We start from the raw sequence: 17487 nt of genomic DNA, 5'->3' as shown, positions 1-17487 counted from the left end.
GGTCATCGGAGCGCCGGAACCTCGCGATGGATCCCGGATCGGCGCCGCTAGCGCAGCTTGTCCGGGATAACGAGGCGGTTCCGCGAGAATTCGGCCCTCAGGGGCGCCAGCCGGTCTCCGTCGCCGGAGCGTTCTCGCGCTCCTCTTCACGCCGGGCTTCCTCGACCACGGCGAAGAGCGCTCTGAGCGCCGCATCGACGCCCTCGCCCGAGGCGGAGGAGAGGATGATCGGCATGCGCTTCGCCGCCCGCTTCAGCCGCGCCACCTGTTCCTTCAGGACTTCCGGCGTCAGCGCATCGACCTTGGAGAGCGCGACGATCTCCGGCTTGTCGGCCAGCCCCTCGCCATAGGCCTCCAGCTCCTCCCGCACCGTCTTGTAGGCCTTGCCGGCATGCTCGCTGGTGCCCTCGACCAGATGCAGCAACACGCGGCAGCGCTCGATATGGCCGAGGAAGCGGTCGCCGAGGCCGTGGCCTTCATGCGCGCCCTCGATCAGCCCGGGAATATCGGCCAGCACCATCTCGCGCCCGTCGACGCGCACGACGCCGAGGCCGGGATGCAACGTGGTGAAGGGATAATCCGCGATCTTGGGCTTCGCCGCCGTGACGGTGGCGAGGAAGGTCGACTTGCCGGCATTGGGCAGGCCGACGAGCCCGGCATCGGCGATCAGCTTCAGCCGGAGCCAGACCCAACGCTCCTCGCCCGGCAGGCCGGGGTTGGCATGGCGTGGCGCCTGGTTGGTCGCGGTCTTGAAGTAGGCGTTGCCGAAGCCGCCATTGCCGCCCTTGCACAGCACGAAGCGCTGACCGGGCTCGGTCAGGTCGGCGACCTTGGTCTCGCCGTCCTCGTCGAGGATCTCCGTGCCCGGCGGCACCTTCAGCACGATCGCCGGCGAATTGGCGCCGTGGCGATCCTTGCCCATGCCATGCTCGCCGGTGCGGGCCTTGAAGTGCTGCTGGAAGCGGAAATCGATCAGCGTGTTCAGCCCCTGCACGCATTCGACGACGATATCGCCGCCGCGCCCGCCGTCGCCGCCGTTAGGCCCGCCGAACTCGATGAACTTTTCGCGGCGGAAGGAGACGCAGCCCGCGCCGCCGTCACCCGCCTTCACATAGATCTTGGCCTGGTCGAGGAATTTCATGGGACTCGGGATCTTGTCAGAACAAATACGGGCGTCGTCCCGGACAAGCGGCGAAGCCGCGCCGATCCGGTATCCATCATCGAACGAAACGCTCTGGCATGGATACCGGGTCTCCGCATCGCTGCGCCCGGGATGACGCCTGAGGGAAATTGGTTGCCTTGGCTTTAGGCCGATGTGCTGCGATGGGCAATGGCACCTTCCTAAGCCGCGTGCCTCAAAAGGCTCATTTCCTCGCGAAGGGCGTCGGCGAAGCGCCGCGCGGCGAGATCGGGGCGCGGCGCCATGATCAGCCCGACGGTGAGCTCGAAAAGCGGCGGCAGGCCTTCTGCCGGGCCGATCCGGCGCAGTGTAGGCGGCACCGCGCTCTCGGTGATCGCTGCCACGCAGAAGCCTGCCTCCACCGCCGACAGCACGCCGGAGGTGTGCGAGCAGGAGAAGACCAGTCGATGCGCCTTGCCGGCCGTGTTGAGCGCGGCGAGGATGCGCGGCCGCGCCCGGCAGCCTTCCGCGAAGAGCGCGAGCGGCAGCATCTCCTGCAGCTCCGGCCGATGCCCGCGCGCCGCCACCCAGACCAGCGGTTCACGGCGCAGCACCTCGCCCATCGGCTTGTTGGGATCCTGCGTGACCACGGCGAGGTCGAACTCGCCGGCCAGCAGCGCCGGCTCGATGCGCTTCGACAGGTCGCAGCGCACTTCGAGCTCCACCTTCGGATGTTCGGCGGCGAAGCGCGCGATCAGCGGCCGCAGATAAGCGTCCATGTAGTCATCGGGAATGCCGATGCGCAGCCGGCCGGATGGCGTGTCGCCGGCCAGATCGGCGAGCGCCTCACGCTCGACCGCGAGCAGGCGCCGCGCATGGGCGATCAGCCGCTCGCCGGCATCGGTCGGCGTGACGCCGCGGCGCGAGCGCTCGAGCAGCTTGTGGCCGAGCTGGCTCTCCAGATCCTGGATGCGGACCGAAATCGCCGATTGCGTCCGGCCGAGCCGCGCGCTCGCAGCGGTGAAGCCCCCGGTCTCCGCCACCGCCACCAGCATGCCGAGCGCGGCAAGGTCGAAATGAACGGTCATGACGTGCCTCCTTGGAACGCGCAGCATCGATCGATTTTAAGAATGGTTAAATCAGAATAATCCGTTTTTCCGATGCAAGGAAGCGTCCTATATCGGCGCCTGAACGAGGCTGAGCCCGCCGTGCCATCGCGACCGGAGCTGGCCTCACCATCCGTCAGAAAACACCATGTCCGCTCCTGCGATACCCGTCCGGCCCGCATCGCCCGCCCTCGCGATGTTCATTGCGCTGCTCGCCGGCGCGACCTTCATCGGCTTCTCCGGCATCTTCGTGCGCCTCGCCGATGTCGGCCCCGCCGCCGCCGGCTTCTGGCGCATGCTCTTCGCTTTGCCCGTCCTCGCCGCCTGGACGGCGCTGGAGCAGCGCAAGCCGGCAGGTGGCAAGGTTCGCAGCGGCGCCTTCGGTGCGGTCGCGCTGGCCGGGCTGACCTTCGGCATCGACGTCACGCTCTATAATGCCGCGCTCGGCCACACCACGATCGCCAACGCCTCGCTGCTCGGCAATCTCGCGCCGGTCGGCGTCGTGCTCGGCGGCTGGCTGCTGCTCGGCGACCGCCCCTCGCGGCGCATTCTCGGCGCGCTGATGCTGGCGATCGCCGGCGCGCTCCTGCTCGTCCTGCCGAAATTCACCGGCGGGGCGCAGGTCTCGGGCAATCTGCTCGGAGACAGCCTCGCGGTCGGGGCCGCGATGTCCTATGCCGCCTATATCCTGGCAGTGCGCCGCGCCCGTGACCGGGCCGATGCCGGCTATGTCAGCCTCATCTCCAGCATGGTCTGCGCCGTGTTCTGCCTCGTAGCCGCGCTGGCATTCGGCGAGCGGATCATCCCGGGGAGCCTGCAGGGCTGGCTCGCCGTCGCCGCGCTCGGCCTCGTCTCCCATGCGCTCGGCCAAGGGCTGATCACGCTCTCGCTCGGCAGCTATGGCGCCAGCGCCGCTTCGCTCGTCATGGTCTGGCCGGCGCTGGTCAGCGTCCTCGCCGCCTGGGCGCTCTTCGGCGAGCAGCCGACCCCGGTGCAGGCCTTCGGCGGCGTCGCCATTCTCGCCGCCGTGCTGATGGTCCGGCGTGGCTGAACCACAGGGCTACGCCCCAGCCGGCCCGGCCTTCACAGCGTAATGCAGGATCACGGTCCCGTTCTTCAGCGGGCGGGCCGCGAGCAGCGCGAATTTACGCTTCTCCGCGCCCGTCTTGAACAAGGGCGTGCCCTGCCCGATCGTGACCGGTGCGACTGCGAGCATGATCTCGTCGACCAGCCCCGCCGCCAGCAGCGCCTCGGTCAGCTCCGCGCTGCCGAAGACATAGATGTCCTTCCCCGACGCGGCCTTGCGGCTGATGATCTCGTCGGCGATGTCCGCCGTGACGGTGGTGTTGCTCCAGTCCGAGCGGGTGAGGCTGCGGGAGGCGACGAGCTTCGGCAGGGCGTTCATGAAGGCCTTGGTCTCGCCCTCCTCCTCCTCGGTCGTCGTCCAATAGGCCTTCATCCCCTCATAGGTGACGCGGCCGAAGACGAGCAGCCCGGCCTTGCGTCCGAACTCGCTGCTGAGCGCGCTCAGCTCCTCGCCCCAGGCGTCGTTGTGAAAGCGGAGGTCCCACTTCTCCTTGCCTTCGAAGAATCCGTCCAGCGTCATCAGATTCCAGACGATCACCTTGGCCATCTCACTCTCCTGCCATGTACGCGCCAAACCAGTTCTGAATTGCAATCGGTTGATGGTTAGCCAAACCGATTTTATATCGCAAGCAGTCTTGGAGACGAGCATGCGCGAGACCGGCCGTTCGGGCTGTCCGATCAATCTGACGCTGGAAATCCTGGGCGATCGCTGGAGCCTGATCGTCCTGCGCGACGTGATGTTCGGCAATCGCCGGCATTTCCGCGAGCTCATGGCGAAATCCGACGAGGGCATCGCCTCCAACATCCTCGCCGACAGGCTGAAGCGTCTGGTCCAGAACGGATTGCTGTCCCGACGCGACGACGCCAGCCACAAGCAGAAGGCGATCTACAGCCTGACCGAGATGGGCATCGCCCTCGTCCCCGTCTTCGCCGCGATGGGCGACTGGGGCCGCCGTTTCCTGCCGGTCACGGAAGAACTCTCGATCCGCGCCGAGATCCTGGCCGACGGAGGGGCACCGCTGTGGGAGCGCTTCATGGAGGAACTCCGCTTCCTCCACCTCGGCGCCCCCCGGCCGGAGCACTCCGTGCTCGACGAACTGACGCAGGCCTATCGGGATGCGCTGGCGCGGCGACAAACTCTGACAGGGGTGATACCCGCCGCAACTTATCCCCGCATGCCGTAGCGGCATGACAATGGGGCTCCCGTCCAGGAGCCTCTCATGCCGTTTCTCCATCATCCTTACGCGGATCGTGAGCTGCGCGCCGCACGGCTTCGCTTGTTGCGGCTGCGCGCCGAACTTTCCCTGCTCCGCCGCGATCATCTCCACCGCAAATACAATCCGAACCAGCCGCGCGTCCCCTCCGGCAATGCCGGCGGCGGACAATGGACCAGCGGCGCTGGGGGAGGTGGCGGCTCCAGCCCGGCAGATCCCCTTTCTCCCGATGGCAGCTCGCTGGGTGCCGATACCGGCTGGTCCTCGTTGGGCGAAGGCTGGAACGAGGACGGCTCCATCTTCGAGCAGGCCGTCACCGACGGCGCGGGCACGACGATCCAGTCGGAATATGCAGCCTCGCGCGCCGCCGGCTTCGACGAACGCCAGACGGTCATCGAGCCCAGTGGCCAGACCACAAGCTTCGAGACCACCGCCGACGTCCAGACGATCCGCGATCGTGGGCCGGATGGCGAGGTCATCAGTCAATCGGTCTGGAGAGAAAACGGACCTGAGTCGACCGCGGAGTTGGTCGAGGCCAGATGGCGGCGCGGCCGAGGAACAGGCGGCTCCCCGTTGCAGGCGGCCGGCAAGCTATTCGATTGGTTGAACAGTCTAGGCGAGGCGAATGGCCCTCCGCCTATCCTCGGATTTCGCGCCCATGATTACACTCCCGGGAAGGTCGATTCGTTCACCACGTCATGGGTCGGCACAGTCGAACGCGACGAGGTCGAAAAAGCTTGTCCGTACATGCCGAAAATTCAAGAGATGCTCGATGACGCAGCACGCGAAGCGGGGCCACCGAGCAACTTCCCTTCGATGCAAGCGTACGGCACGGTTGTTCATCTTGGAGTCAAGAAACGCGTCGATGCCTGGAATAACCCTGATGTCCAAGCGGAACGATCATACTTCAAAGAACTGCGAGAATATGGAGAACAGGTTTACGGCACCCTCGGAACCGCACGATTCGATGTCATGGAAAAAGGGCGCGATGGTACTCGCTGCCTTTATGATATAAAGGTCGGTCGCCCGTTGTCCCGATCGCGGTCAGATGTACTTGCGGATGCAGGTCTTCGCATCCGAGGACTTGTAAACCGGCTTCTTGTGATCGAAATGAGGCCACGATTTTGACAACCAGGCGGCAAGTCGACGACCTGCTTCGGCCTTATCGGCCATGCGAGGGTCTTTGGATCCGTGGGCATGAGGTTTACCTCGTGCCTATCCATCACGTCGTCCGCGGGTTCAGAATTTATCGGACGAGCGAAGCCGATCGTTTCGACATTGGCTTGTTCGTCGGCACGAGCTTTGATCCGCAATTAGGTTCGCCACGAGCAGTGTCAGAGGTTTTTCGGTACGAAAACTGGCTGGCCCGCTGGACGCAACCCAACCTCCGGCAGCAATTCGAACGCATTCTCCGAGAATACGCGTTGCCGTCACTGCGACCTTTGAGTCTGCAGGCGCTGGTTCTCAAAGAGAATCCGCTCGTGCAAGGGCCGGAGCTCCCATTCGAGGAATCGTTCAGGCCAGGGCATATGAGGGCCTTGCTTCACACGGCACTCGGTAACTTCGATGAGGCCGCTGCCAATCTGGATCTTCTCACCGACCTCCCGCGCGACCACCGCATAATGGGGCCTCTCCTGCTCCTTCTAGACGATCTTCGGCCGCTTATTCTGGCCAACGACCGTGCCGCTGTCGCCGCAATGCTGCACGCCTGGGAAGCCGGCTCGATAGCGCGTTGGGGATTGTCCGAGCATCACGAACGCACGCCCTTCCCGCTCGAACTCCAGCCGCAGTCCTGACGCCTCACTCCGCCGCCAGCCGCGGCGCGGACGGCTTCGACATCGCTTCCGCGGTCGCGATCGCAGGCGCGGCATGTTCCTCGATCGGCTCCCACTGGCTTTCGTCCTCGGCCTTGCCGAAGAAGCGGCCGAAGAGCCAGCCCGTCGCCCGCGAGAGATCGTCCATCACCATGTAGAAGGACGGCACGAAGATGAGCGACAGTACCGTCGACACGATCAGCCCGCCGATCACCGCGATCGCCATCGGGGCGCGGAACTCGCCGCCGTCGCCGACGCCATAGGCCGAGGGCAGCATGCCCGCCGCCATGGCGATGGTCGTCATCAGGATCGGCCGCGCCCGCTTGCGCCCGGCCTCGATCACCGCCGTCATCCGGTCCTTGCCGCGCCCGACCTCCTCGACCGCGAAATCGACCAGCATGATCGCGTTCTTGGTGACGATGCCCATCAGCATCAGCAGGCCGATATAGACCGGCATCGAGACGGCGTTGTTCGTGGCGAGCAGCGCGATCACCACGCCGCCGAAGGAGAGCGGCAGCGAGAGCAGGATCGTGATCGGCTGGAAGACCGAACCGAACAACAGGATCAGCACCGCCAGGACCAGCATCAGGCCCGTCGTCATCGCGGTCACGAAGCCCTGGACGACCTCGCCCTGGATCTCGGCGTCGCCGGTTGCCGCGACCCAGACTCCATCAGGCAGGCCGACTTCCTCGACGATGTCGTGGAATTTGTCCTGCGCCGTACCGAGCTCGAAGCCGCGCTTGAGATCGGCGCCGATCTGGGCCCGGCGGACGCGGTCGTAGCGGTCGATCGAGCTCGGCCCCTCGCCGAAGCCGATATCGGCCACGGCCGTGAGCGGGATCGAGACGCCGTTCGTATTGGTCACGCGCAGCGCCGCGATGTTGCGCATGTCGGTGCGCGCGGCTTCGTCGAGCTGGACGCGGATCGGCACCAGCCGGTCGCCGGCATTGAACTTGGCAAGGTTGGCGCCGACATCGCCGATGGTGGCGACACGCACGGCCTCCGAGATCGCTTCGGGCGTGACCCCGAGATTGGCGGCCTCCTCCAGCTTCGGCGTGACGCGCAGCTCGGGGCGGCTGAGCGAACCCGCGGTCGCGACGTTGAGATAGCCGTCGACCTGGCGCATCCGCGCCTCGATCTTCGCGACGGCGGAGTCGAGCGCCTCGCCGTTCTTCGACAGGATCGAGAAGGCCATCTCGCGCTCGCCGCGCTCGTTGACATACCAGGCGCGAACATCCGGCACGCTGGCGAGCTTCTCGGCGATGGTGACCTTCAGCTCCTTCTGCTTGATGTCGCGCTCGGCCTTCGGCTTGAGCAGGATGAAGACCGCGGCGCGGCGCACCTCGCGCTGGCCGGTCGGCGACGCCCCGCCCAGCACGAAGACGTCGCGCACCTCGGGAATCGTCTTCAGCGCGTCGACGAGCTTGTCGGTGGTGACCCGCGTGTCGTCCAGCGTCGACCCCGGCGGCAGTTCGACCGAGGCGACGACACGGGAGGTGTCCTCGTCCGGAATGAAGCCCGTCGGCAGCATCTGCGTCGCCTGGATCGAGCCGACCAGGAACATGAAGCCGACCAGCAGCGTCGCATAGGCCGTGTTGAACGGCATGGTCCGCCAGCGCCCGGTGCCGTCGAAGCGCGGGAAGAACGGGATGCGCCGCTTCTTCAGCGTGCCCTTCAGCAGGCCGACATAGGCGCCCATGATCCGCCCGTCCTTCGGATCGGCATGATCGACCGGCTTCATCAGATAGGCCGCCATCATCGGCGTGATCAGCCGCGCGACGAGCAGCGAGAACAGCACGGCGACCGCGACCGTCAGCCCGAACTGGCGGAAATACTGGCCGGCGACGCCACCCATGAAAGAGACCGGTGCGAAGATCGCGACGATGGTCAGCGTGATCGCGATGACCGCGAGGCCGATCTCGTCGGCAGCTTCCATCGCGGCGCGATAGGGCGATTTGCCCATCTTCATGTGCCGGACGATGTTCTCGATCTCGACGATGGCGTCGTCGACCAGGATGCCGGTCACCAGCGTGATGCCCAGCAGGCTGACGAGATTGAGCGAGAAGCCCATCAGCTCCATCGCCCAGAAAGTGGGTATGGCAGAGAGCGGCAATGCAACCGCCGTGATCAGCGTTGCGCGCCAGTTGCGCAGGAACAGGAAGACGACGATGACGGCGAGCGCAGCGCCTTCCAGAAGCGTTTCCATCGCCGCCTTGTAGTTGCCGTAGGTATAGGCGACGGCGTCGTCGATCGGCGTGATCTTGATGTCGGGGAAGCGCTTGTTCAGCTCGGCGACGCGCTGCGCCACGACATCCTTGACCGAGAGCTCGCTCGACCCCTTCGAGCGAAACACGGCGAAGGTCACGACCGGGCTCTTGTTCAGCCTGCCGAAGGCGCGCGGCTCGGAATTGGAATCCTCGACGCGGCCGAGCTCCTTCAGGCGCACCTCGCGCCCGCCGCTCAGCATGATCTTGGTCTCGGCCAGATCGGCGACGCTGCGGGCGCTCGCCAGCGTGCGGATCGCCTGCTCCTGCCCGCCGACCTCGCCGCGACCACCGGCCAGATCGACATTGGTGGCACGGATCTGGCGGTTGACCTCGCCGGCGGTGATGCCGAGCGCCAGCAGCCGGTCAGGGTCGAGCGAAATGCGGATCTCGCGATCGACGCCGCCATAGCGCTCGACGCGGCCGACGCCCTTCAGCCCCTGCAACTCGCGCGCGACGATATCGTCGACATGCCAGGAGAGCTGCTCCAGCGTCATGCCGGCCGAGGCCGCGCCATAGGTCAGGATCGACTGCCCCTCGACATCGATGCGCTGGATGATCGGCTCGTCGATCGTCCGCGGCAGGTCGGCCCTGATCTTGGCAATGGCGTCCTTGACGTCGTTGACGGCGCGGTCGGTGTTGGTTTCGAGCCGGAACTCGATGATGGTCGAGGACTGCCCGTCGGTCAGCGTCGACATGACATGCTTCACGCCGGTGATGTTGGCGACGGAATCCTCGACACGCTTGCTGACCTGGCTCTCGAGCTCGGCCGGCGCCGCTCCGGACTGGGTCACGGTGACGGAGACGAGCGGTACGTCGATGTTCGGAAAGCGCGTGACCGGCAGCTTCGAGAAGGCGAGCAGCCCGAGCACGCAGAGCACGACGAAGAGCAGGATCGCCGGAACCGGCTGTCGGATCGACCAGGCGGAGAAATTCACGTTCATGGCCGCATCCGTCAGTTGGTCGCGACGGGCGTCACGAGGTCGCCGTCGCGCACGAAGGTGCCTGCGCGCGCCACTGCGGTCTCGCCTTCCGAAAGCCCAGTGGCGATCTCGGCGCGACCGCCGCCGGCAAGGCCGAGCGTGACCGGCTTGGTCGTGACCCGGCCATCCCTGACGGTCTGCACCGTCGCGCCCGAGCGGCTATAGGTGATCGCCGAAAGGGGCAGGGTCACGGCGCGCTTGCGGCCGGTCTCGATGGTGCCGCGCGCAAAGGCGCCGATCGCGACCGCCGGATTACCGTCGAGCGCGACGCGGACACGGCCCAGGCGCGAGGCCTTGTCCACCTCCGGCGAGATCAGCCGGATCGTGCCGGCGAGCGCGTTCTTGGCTCCGGCGGGCAGGACCGAAACCGACTGCCCGACCTTAAGGCCCGGCAGCTCGACCTCGGCGACCTGCGCTTCCAGTTCGATCGCGCCGTCGGCGATGATGCGGAACAGCGGCTCGGTGGTCGGCAGCATGCTCGCCGTCGCGCCGAGCTTGGCGTTCCGGCGGCTGACGATGCCGGCAGCCGGCGCCTTGATCTCGGTGCGGGCGAGCTTGACATCGATATCCTTGCCCTGCGCCTGGGCGAGCGCGAGGTCGGCCGTCGCGATCGCCAGCAGCTGCCGGGCCGCATTGGCGCGCGCCTGGCCGGAGCGCGCGGCGGCGGCACGCTGGTCGAACGTCTCCATGCTGGCATTGCCGCTCTCGCGCAGCGCCTTGGTGCGGTCGAAGGCGTTGTTGGCCTGGACCAGATTGGCGTCGGCCTCCGCGATCTGAGCATTGGCTTGCGCGATGGCAGCCTCGGCACGGGCGATCTGTGCGTCGTTCTGGACCTTCTGTACCTCGAGCGTCGTCCGGCTCAGCCGCGCGAGCACCTGGCCTCGCGCGACCCTGTCGCCTTCTTCCGCCAGAAGCTGGACGATCGACAGCCCGTCAACCTCGGGGGCGACCAGAACCTCGTCGCGCGCGACCATCGAACCGGAAACGACGACGCTCTGGACGATCTCGGTCAGTTCGGCCTTGGTCACGGTGACCGACGGCCCGGCGGCCGGCGCCGTGTGCGCCGGAGTCTGCGCGACGACCGGCAGCGGCGCCACCAGCAGTGCCGCGGCGAGCGCCAGCGGGGCCGCCACGCGCGGGACGGGCATGCGAACGGTCATCGGAAGCGATCCTGTTGCGGCCTTGCGGCCAGAGAAAAAGCGAGAGGGCCCGGCAGAAGCAGATGTCATGGCTGCGTCTCCGTTTCAGGCAGGAGCATCGTCTGCGCGAGCTGGCGCATGGCGGCGAAGAGCGTGTCCGCGGCGACAGCATCGTCGAAATTCGGATCCATCGCCCGCCGGCAGAAATAGCCGTCGGCCATCATCGAGATCGCCAGGAGGAAGCGGTGCTCGTCCAGCCGCGGCGGCAATTCGCCATTGCGCTTGGCCTCGCCGATCGCAGCCGCCAGCCCCTCGATCACGGTGCCATCGATATCGGCGCACATGCGCGCCATCTCGGGATTGCGCGCGGCCTCGGCCCAGATCTGCACGGCGATCACGGCTTTCTCCCGCGGCTGGCGGACCAGATGCTTGCGGCCGAGCTCTTCGAGCTGGTCGAGCAGCGAGCCGTTATCGGGACAAAGGCTGCCGAAATCCTCCGCGATCAGGCTGCGGTCCCGCTCGGACATGCCGGCGATGATCGCGTCCTTGGAGCTGAAGTAGCGGTAGAGATTGCCTGGGCTCATGGCCGCCTCGGCCGCGACATCCTGCATCGTCGCCGCATGGAAGCCGGCGCGCGCGAAGACGCGCTCGGCCGCATCGAGGATGCGGATATGGCGCTCCGACAGGGCGGAAGCGGACTGCGACGCGGAAACCAGCGGTGGCATCAGAACTCGATACAATGAGAATGAACGTTCATTCTCATCCCAGATCAGCAGGCCGACGTCAAGCGGGACACCACCGTCGCCTGCCTGATCCGGCATGATCGAAGAAGCTTGCCGGATCATTGCAGCGCTTCCGGCTCACAAATTGCTTGCTTCGTCCCGACTGGAACCTCATGCTGAAGGGCGATCTGTCATGGCTTTGCGCGCCTTCCCCTCGCCTTCCGGTGCGCGAGCGATTTTGAAGCCCGTGATGAACGACCACGCCTTCGCCCTCCGCGCCGCCCGCAGAACGCGCTCCCCCCTCGCCACCCGGCCGAGCCGCCCCGCACCCAAGCCGGTGCTCGTCGTGCTGCATCAGGAGCATTCGACCTCCGGCCGCGTCGGCCGGCTGCTGCAGGCACGCGGGCACGCGCTCGACATCCGCAAGCCGCGCTTCGGCGACCCGCTGCCGCAGACCATGCGTGGCCATGCCGGCGCCGTGATCTTCGGCGGCCCGATGGGCGCCAACGATCCCGAAGACTTCATCAAGGCCGAGATCGACTGGATCGGCACCTGCCTGAACGAGGATGCCCCCTTCCTCGGCATCTGCCTCGGCGCGCAAATGCTGGCGAAGCAGATGGGCGCGCGCGTCTATACCCATGGGCAGGGGCGGGCCGAGGTCGGCTATTATCCGCTTGCCGTGACCGAGGCCGGCGCCGCCCATGCCGACGCCGCGCAATTCGTCTGGCCGGGCACGGTCTATCAATGGCACCGCGACGGCTTCGATTGCCCGACCGGTGCCGAATGTCTCGCCACGGGCGGGGATTTCCCCGTGCAGGCCATTCGCGCGGGTTCGAAGGCCTATGGCATCCAGTTCCATCCCGAGGTGACGCCGGCGATGATGTATCGCTGGTCGGTGCGTGGCCACGAACGCACGCTGATGCCCGGAGCCCAGCTCGGCCATACGCACCTGCCGGGCTGGTTTCAGCATGACCCGGCGGTCAGGCTCTGGCTCGACGCATTTCTCGATCACTGGCTGGAGGAGCCGGCCGCAGCCGGCCTGCAACGCACTTGACCCGCACAGCTCTTGTTCTCGGCGCCGGCATGGTCGGCGTCTCCTGCGCGCTTGCCCTGCAGAAGCGCGGCATCGCCGTCACGCTCATCGACCGCAAGGAGCCGGGGCGCGAGACCTCCTATGGCAACGCCGGGGTGCTCGCGAGTTCCTCGATCCTGCCGCTCAACAACCCCTCGCTCTATGCGAAGATCACGGATTATCTCGGCAATCGCCACCCCGCGCTCAATCTGAGCTGGCGCCGCGCCCTCGCCCGGCCAGTCTGGCTGCTGCGCTTCCTCTGGGAGGCCCGCCCCTCCCAGGCAGCCGCCCGCATCGCCGCGCTCGCATCGCTCACGGCCAGCACGGTCGAGCGTCATCGTGCCCTGATGACTGAGGCCGGCGTCGCACATCGCCTGCGCGAGACCGGTACGCTCAAGCTCTGGCGCACCGACGCCGGCCACGCAGCGGCCCAGGCCGAGCATGATTTCCTGAAGCGCCACGGCATCAAGTCGCAGATCCTCGACCGGCAGGGCCTCTCCGCCGTCGAGCCGAGCCTGAACCCGATCTTCCCGGTCGCTCTGCTGATCCCCTGCGTCGGCTCGGTCGATTCCCCCGGCGCCGTCACCGCGGCCTACGCCTCCCTCTTCGCCGGCCGTGACGGGCGCATCGTGCAGGCCGCGGTCACCGGTCTCGCCCGCCAAGGTGCCGGCTGGCGCGCGAACACTGCGAAGGGCAGCTTCGATGCCGACATCGCGGTGGTCGCGCTCGGCCCCTGGAGCGGCGATCTGCTGAAGCCGCTGGGTCTCGACCCCTGGCTCGATGTCGAGCGCGGCTATCACCGCCATCTCAAGCCGGGTGCCGGCACCCGGCTGTCGCGGCCGGTCTACGATGTCGACGGCGCCTACTACCTGGCGCCGATGGAGCAGGGCTTTCGCGTCACCAGCGGCGTCGATCTCTCGTTCCGCGATGCCCCGGACGACCACCGTCAGATCGACAGCGCGACAGTCGCGGCGCGCGAGGCCTTTCCGCTTGGCGAAATCGTCGGCGAGACCTGGCGCGGGGCGCGGCCGACCTTGCCGGATTCCTTGCCGATGATCGGCCCCGCGCCGCGCAATCCCGGTCTCTGGCTCGCCTTCGGCAACCAGCATATCGGCTTCTCGACCGGCCCGATCACCGGCGAGATCATAGCCGCCATGGTCTGCGGCGAGCCGCCCCCGGCCGATCCGAAGCCGTTCAGGCCAGAGCGCTATATTCGCTGATCGTCATTGCGAGCGCAGCGAAGCAATCCAGAAAGGCTCACTCGACGGCTGCTGGATTGCTTCGCTGCGCTCGCAATGACGGGAATTTCGGTTCCAACATCACAATGACGCCGTGGCGAGCCGAGCGCGAATGCGCTGGCGTGTGTCGGCTGGCGTGGCCGAGAACCGGAGCGGAGCGTCAGTACGTGAGCACCGGAAGCGCAGGCCGTCGTGTCAGACGGCCGCGCCAGTAGTATTCGCGCCGGATCAGACCTGGCGCGCGACCATCATCTTCTTGACTTCCGCGATCGCCTTGGCGGGGTTGAGCCCCTTCGGGCAGGCATTCGCGCAGTTCATGATGGTGTGGCAGCGATAAAGCCGGAAGGGGTCTTCCAGATTGTCGAGCCGCTCGCCGGTCGCCTCGTCGCGCGAGTCGATCAGCCAGCGATAGGCCTGCAGCAGCGCGGCCGGGCCGAGATAGCGGTCGCCGTTCCACCAATAGCTCGGGCAGGAGGTCGAGCAGCAGGCGCAGAGGATGCACTCGTAGAGGCCGTCGAGCTTCTCGCGGTCGTCCTTGGCCTGGCGCCACTCCTTCTCCGGCGCCGGCGTCGTCGTCTTCAGCCAGGGTTCGATCGAGGCATGCTGGGCATAGAAGCGGGTGAGGTCCGGGACGAGGTCCTTGACCACCGGCATATGCGGCAGCGGATAGATCGCGACCTTGCCCGCATTTTTGCCGGTGCCGCCGCACTCGTCGATGCCGGTGGTGCAGGCCAGCCCGTTCTTGCCGTCCATGTTCATGGCGCAGGAGCCGCAGATGCCCTCGCGGCAGGAGCGCCGGAAGGTCAGCGTCGGATCGACCTTGTTCTTGATCCAGATCAGCGCGTCCAGGACCATCGGCCCGCAATCGTCGCGGTCGACATAATAGGTGTCGGTGCGCGGATTGGCGGTATCGTCCGGGTTCCAGCGATAGATCTTGAACTCAGTGACGTTCTTGGCGCTGGCCGGCTTCGGCCAAGCCTTGCCCTCGGTCAGGCGGGAGTTCTTCGGGAGATTGAATTCGGCCATCGGATCGTCCTCAGTACACCCGCGCCTTGGGCTTGATGTACTCGATGTCGTTGGACATCGTGTACGTGTGCACCGGCCGGTCGTCGAGGGTGACCGTGCGCTTCTCGTCGTCGATCCAGGACAGGGTGTGCTTCATCCAGTCCTTGTCGTCACGGTTCGGATAGTCCTCGCGCGCATGGGCGCCGCGGCTTTCCGGACGGTTCAGCGCCGAGTCCATGGTGACGACCGCCTGGGTGATCAGGTTGTCGAATTCCAGCGTCTCGATCAGGTCGGAGTTCCAGATCAGCGAGCGATCCTTGGTGCCGACATCGGTGATGCCGCCCCAGACCTCGTGGATGAGCTTGTGGCCCTCTTCCAGCGTCTCGCCGGTGCGGTAGACGGCGCAGTTGTCCTGCATCGTCCGCTGCATCCGGTCGCGCAGCACCGCGGTCGGCGTGGCGCCCGAGGCGTTGCGGTACTTGTCGAGGCGGGTGAGCGCAAGGTCGGAGGAGCCCTTCGGCAGCTCCGGCTGCTTCTCGCCGGCCGTGACCGTCTCGGCGCAACGCAGTCCCGCCGCGCGGCCGAAGACGACGAGGTCGATCAGCGAGTTGGAGCCGAGGCGGTTGGCGCCATGCACCGAGACACAGGCCGCCTCGCCCAGCGCCATCAGGCCGGGAACGACCGTATCCGGATCGCCGCCGACCTTGGTCAGCACCTCGCCGTGATAGTTCGTCGGGATGCCGCCCATGTTGTAGTGGACGGTCGGCAGCACCGGGATCGGCTCGCGGGTGACGTCGACGCCGGCGAAGATCTTGGCGCTCTCCGAGATGCCCGGCAGGCGCTCGTGCAAAATCTTCGGATCGAGATGGTCGAGGTGCAGGTAGATGTGATCCTTGTTCTTGCCGACGCCGCGGCCAGCCCGGATCTCCATCGTCATCGAGCGCGAGACGACGTCGCGCGAGGCGAGGTCCTTGGCCGAGGGGGCATAGCGCTCCATGAAGCGCTCGCCCTCCGAGTTGGTGAGATAGCCGCCCTCGCCGCGCGCGCCCTCGGTGATCAGGCAGCCCGAGCCGTAGATGCCGGTCGGGTGGAACTGCACGAACTCCATGTCCTGCAGCGGCAGGCCGGCGCGCAGCACCATGCCGCCACCGTCGCCGGTGCAGGTATGGGCCGAGGTTGCCGAGAAATAGGCGCGGCCATAACCGCCGGTCGCCAGGATGGTCTGCTGCGAGCGGAAGCGGTGCAGCGTACCGTCATCGAGCTTGAGCGCGATCACGCCCCGGCAATGGCCGTCTTCGTCCATGATCAGGTCGATGGCGAAGTACTCGATGAAGAACTCGGTATTGTAGCGCAGCGCCTGGCCATAGAGCGTGTGCAGCATGGCGTGGCCGGTGCGGTCAGCCGCGGCGCAGGTGCGCTGGGCCGGCGGGCCCTCGCCGAAGTCGGTGGTCATGCCGCCGAAGGGGCGCTGGTAGATGCGGCCGTCCTCGGTGCGCGAGAAGGGCACGCCCCAGTGCTCGAGCTCGTAGACGGCAGCCGGCGCATTGCGCACGAGATATTCGATGGCGTCCTGGTCGCCGAGCCAGTCCGACCCCTTGACGGTGTCGTACATGTGCCACTGCCAGGTGTCCTTACCCATGTTGCCGAGCGAGGCGGCGACGCCGCCCTGCGCGGCGACGGTGTGCGAGCGGGTCGGAAACACCTTGGTGATGCAGGCGGTGCGCAGGCCGGCCTGCGAGCAGCCGACGGTGGCCCGCAGGCCCGCGCCGCCGGCGCCGACGACGACGACGTCGAAGGTGTGGTCAGTGATCGGATAGGCGGTGCCGGTATAGGCCGGGACCGGGCGGGACTTGGTGATCGCCATCGGATCAGCCTCCAAAAGACAGCTTCAGCACCGCGTAGACGCTGGCCGCGCCGACAACGATGGCGAAGAAGGTGTTGGCCATCACGGCGAGGATCTTGGGACCCTCGCTGGTGACGTAATCCTCGATAATGACCTGCATGCCGATCCGCATGTGGATGCAGGCCGACAGAATGAAGAGCAGCATCAGAATCGCGACGCAGGGGTTCGACAAAAGCGCGACCGCGGCCGGATAGGGCCGGCCGACCAGCGCGATGACGATACCCACGAAGATTACCGTGAGGATGAGGTTCGAGACCGCAGTAACGCGCTGCAGCCAGAAATGGCCGGTGCCGGACTTGGCGGAACCCAGGCCGCGGACGCGGCCGAGCGGGGTGCGCATCGAGGAATTGGACTGCATGGCGAACTCCTCAGCGCAGGGCCAGCGCGACGATCCAGATCAGGACCGTCAGGCTGACGGAGCCGATCAGCGTGAACTTGGCGAGGTTCATGCGCGTCTGCAGCTCATAGCCCTTGCCCATGTCCCAGACGAAATGCCTGAGACCGCCGAGCATGTGGTGGATCAGCGAGAAGCTGTAGAGGAACAGCACGAGGCGGCCGAGCAAGGAGCCGGCGATGGCCTGGGCCGCGTCGAAGGCGGTGGGGCCGGAAGCGGCGGCAACCAGCCAGGCGGCGATCAGCACCGTGCCGAGATAGAGCCCCGTGCCGGTGACACGATGGGCGACGGACATCGCCATCGTCCAGGACCAGCGATAGATCTGAAGGTGCGGCGAAAGCGGGCGAGCAGCGGGCTTGACCTCGGCCAATATCATTCTCCGATCAAGCGGCCCGCTGAAAGACGGCGGACCCATTTGGGATCATTC

16 protein-coding genes are annotated in these 17487 nt (G+C 66.6%); 6 read left to right on the top strand and 10 right to left on the bottom strand.

What is annotated here, in order from left to right; translation table 11 throughout:
• Positions 1-97: 97 nt before the first annotated feature.
• Positions 98-1141 carry a GTPase ObgE gene (gene obgE, locus AC1DIN_RS08750; RefSeq protein ID WP_441469435.1) on the bottom strand — a complete coding sequence of 348 codons (1044 nt, stop codon included), beginning with the start codon at positions 1139-1141 and terminating at the stop codon, positions 98-100.
• Between the two features lie 200 nt (positions 1142-1341).
• Positions 1342-2208, bottom strand: coding sequence for a LysR family transcriptional regulator (locus tag AC1DIN_RS08745; protein WP_476809444.1), 867 nt, complete (start codon positions 2206-2208; stop codon positions 1342-1344).
• A 166-nt stretch (positions 2209-2374) separates the two neighbouring features.
• On the opposite strand from AC1DIN_RS08745, the gene AC1DIN_RS08740 reads away from it, so the two are divergent.
• On the top strand, positions 2375-3277 hold the full coding sequence (locus AC1DIN_RS08740; RefSeq protein WP_476809443.1) for a DMT family transporter: 903 nt from the start codon (positions 2375-2377) through the stop codon (positions 3275-3277).
• A gap of 9 nt (positions 3278-3286) precedes the next feature.
• Here AC1DIN_RS08740 and AC1DIN_RS08735 read toward each other — a convergent pair whose 3' ends face one another.
• Entirely contained in the window at positions 3287-3859 is a 573-nt protein-coding gene (locus AC1DIN_RS08735; RefSeq protein WP_476809442.1) for a dihydrofolate reductase family protein, read from the bottom strand.
• Positions 3860-3959: 100 nt separating this feature from the next.
• Between AC1DIN_RS08735 and AC1DIN_RS08730 the strand changes: the two genes are divergently transcribed.
• The 3 genes from AC1DIN_RS08730 (at position 3960) to AC1DIN_RS08720 (ending at position 6322) form a co-directional block, all read left to right on the top strand.
• The gene (locus tag AC1DIN_RS08730) at positions 3960-4496 is read left to right on the top strand and encodes a winged helix-turn-helix transcriptional regulator (RefSeq protein WP_476809441.1); all 537 of its coding nucleotides are present in this window, start codon (positions 3960-3962) and stop codon (positions 4494-4496) included.
• Between the two features lie 36 nt (positions 4497-4532).
• Positions 4533-5654 (top strand): hypothetical protein, encoded by a 1122-nt coding sequence (locus AC1DIN_RS08725; RefSeq protein WP_476809440.1) that lies wholly within the window; start codon positions 4533-4535, stop codon positions 5652-5654.
• Positions 5655-5737: 83 nt separating this feature from the next.
• Entirely contained in the window at positions 5738-6322 is a 585-nt protein-coding gene (locus tag AC1DIN_RS08720; protein WP_476809439.1) for a hypothetical protein, read from the top strand.
• A gap of 4 nt (positions 6323-6326) precedes the next feature.
• Here the strand turns inward: AC1DIN_RS08720 and AC1DIN_RS08715 are convergent, their stop codons facing one another.
• From AC1DIN_RS08715 to AC1DIN_RS08705, 3 genes are all read right to left on the bottom strand, one after another.
• Positions 6327-9548: an efflux RND transporter permease subunit gene (locus AC1DIN_RS08715; protein WP_476809438.1), complete on the bottom strand. Its 3222-nt coding sequence runs from the start codon at positions 9546-9548 to the stop codon at positions 6327-6329.
• An 11-nt stretch (positions 9549-9559) separates the two neighbouring features.
• Positions 9560-10747 (bottom strand): efflux RND transporter periplasmic adaptor subunit, encoded by a 1188-nt coding sequence (locus AC1DIN_RS08710; RefSeq protein WP_476809437.1) that lies wholly within the window; start codon positions 10745-10747, stop codon positions 9560-9562.
• 65 nt (positions 10748-10812) lie between these two features.
• Positions 10813-11451, bottom strand: coding sequence for a TetR/AcrR family transcriptional regulator (locus AC1DIN_RS08705; protein ID WP_476809436.1), 639 nt, complete (start codon positions 11449-11451; stop codon positions 10813-10815).
• Positions 11452-11698: 247 nt separating this feature from the next.
• Here AC1DIN_RS08705 and AC1DIN_RS08700 point away from each other — a divergent pair, with 247 nt between their 5' ends.
• Positions 11699-12502, top strand: a complete 804-nt coding sequence (locus AC1DIN_RS08700; RefSeq protein ID WP_476809435.1) for a glutamine amidotransferase — start codon at positions 11699-11701, stop codon at positions 12500-12502.
• A complete protein-coding gene (locus AC1DIN_RS08695; RefSeq protein ID WP_476809434.1) occupies positions 12499-13740 on the top strand; it encodes an NAD(P)/FAD-dependent oxidoreductase in 1242 nt (413 codons plus the stop codon). The genes AC1DIN_RS08700 and AC1DIN_RS08695 overlap by 4 nt, the downstream gene beginning before the upstream one ends.
• Positions 13741-13986: 246 nt before the next feature.
• Here AC1DIN_RS08695 and AC1DIN_RS08690 read toward each other — a convergent pair whose 3' ends face one another.
• The 4 genes from AC1DIN_RS08690 to sdhC are packed head-to-tail and all read right to left on the bottom strand — an operon-like array spanning position 13987 to position 17436.
• Positions 13987-14784, bottom strand: a complete 798-nt coding sequence (locus AC1DIN_RS08690; RefSeq protein ID WP_476809433.1) for a succinate dehydrogenase iron-sulfur subunit — start codon at positions 14782-14784, stop codon at positions 13987-13989.
• Between the two features lie 10 nt (positions 14785-14794).
• Positions 14795-16627: a succinate dehydrogenase flavoprotein subunit gene (gene sdhA / locus AC1DIN_RS08685; protein WP_476809432.1), complete on the bottom strand. Its 1833-nt coding sequence runs from the start codon at positions 16625-16627 to the stop codon at positions 14795-14797.
• Positions 16628-16631: 4 nt separating this feature from the next.
• Positions 16632-17024: a succinate dehydrogenase, hydrophobic membrane anchor protein gene (gene sdhD / locus AC1DIN_RS08680; protein ID WP_441469449.1), complete on the bottom strand. Its 393-nt coding sequence runs from the start codon at positions 17022-17024 to the stop codon at positions 16632-16634.
• Between the two features lie 10 nt (positions 17025-17034).
• Positions 17035-17436: a succinate dehydrogenase, cytochrome b556 subunit gene (gene sdhC, locus AC1DIN_RS08675; protein WP_441469450.1), complete on the bottom strand. Its 402-nt coding sequence runs from the start codon at positions 17434-17436 to the stop codon at positions 17035-17037.
• Between the last annotated feature and the right edge of the window lie 51 nt (positions 17437-17487).

This window comes from Allobosea sp. 05T438 (genome assembly GCF_056396025.1).
This window is presented reverse-complemented; position numbering and strand designations above follow the sequence as displayed.

Excerpts from the sequence above, each read along its gene's own strand:
- AC1DIN_RS08710 (WP_476809437.1), bottom strand. The coding sequence starts at position 10,747 with ATGACCGTTCGCATGCCCGTCCCGCGCGTGGCGGCCCCGCTGGCGCTC.
- AC1DIN_RS08700 (WP_476809435.1), top strand. The coding sequence starts at position 11,699 with ATGAACGACCACGCCTTCGCCCTCCGCGCCGCCCGCAGAACGCGCTCC.
- AC1DIN_RS08705 (WP_476809436.1), bottom strand. The coding sequence starts at position 11,451 with ATGCCACCGCTGGTTTCCGCGTCGCAGTCCGCTTCCGCCCTGTCGGAG.
- AC1DIN_RS08715 (WP_476809438.1), bottom strand. The coding sequence starts at position 9,548 with ATGAACGTGAATTTCTCCGCCTGGTCGATCCGACAGCCGGTTCCGGCG.
- AC1DIN_RS08740 (WP_476809443.1), top strand. The coding sequence starts at position 2,375 with ATGTCCGCTCCTGCGATACCCGTCCGGCCCGCATCGCCCGCCCTCGCG.
- sdhD (WP_441469449.1), bottom strand. The coding sequence starts at position 17,024 with ATGCAGTCCAATTCCTCGATGCGCACCCCGCTCGGCCGCGTCCGCGGC.
- AC1DIN_RS08730 (WP_476809441.1), top strand. The coding sequence starts at position 3,960 with ATGCGCGAGACCGGCCGTTCGGGCTGTCCGATCAATCTGACGCTGGAA.
- AC1DIN_RS08690 (WP_476809433.1), bottom strand. The coding sequence starts at position 14,784 with ATGGCCGAATTCAATCTCCCGAAGAACTCCCGCCTGACCGAGGGCAAG.
- AC1DIN_RS08745 (WP_476809444.1), bottom strand. The coding sequence starts at position 2,208 with ATGACCGTTCATTTCGACCTTGCCGCGCTCGGCATGCTGGTGGCGGTG.
- sdhA (WP_476809432.1), bottom strand. The coding sequence starts at position 16,627 with ATGGCGATCACCAAGTCCCGCCCGGTCCCGGCCTATACCGGCACCGCC.
- obgE (WP_441469435.1), bottom strand. The coding sequence starts at position 1,141 with ATGAAATTCCTCGACCAGGCCAAGATCTATGTGAAGGCGGGTGACGGC.
- AC1DIN_RS08725 (WP_476809440.1), top strand. The coding sequence starts at position 4,533 with ATGCCGTTTCTCCATCATCCTTACGCGGATCGTGAGCTGCGCGCCGCA.
- AC1DIN_RS08735 (WP_476809442.1), bottom strand. The coding sequence starts at position 3,859 with ATGGCCAAGGTGATCGTCTGGAATCTGATGACGCTGGACGGATTCTTC.
- sdhC (WP_441469450.1), bottom strand. The coding sequence starts at position 17,436 with ATGATATTGGCCGAGGTCAAGCCCGCTGCTCGCCCGCTTTCGCCGCAC.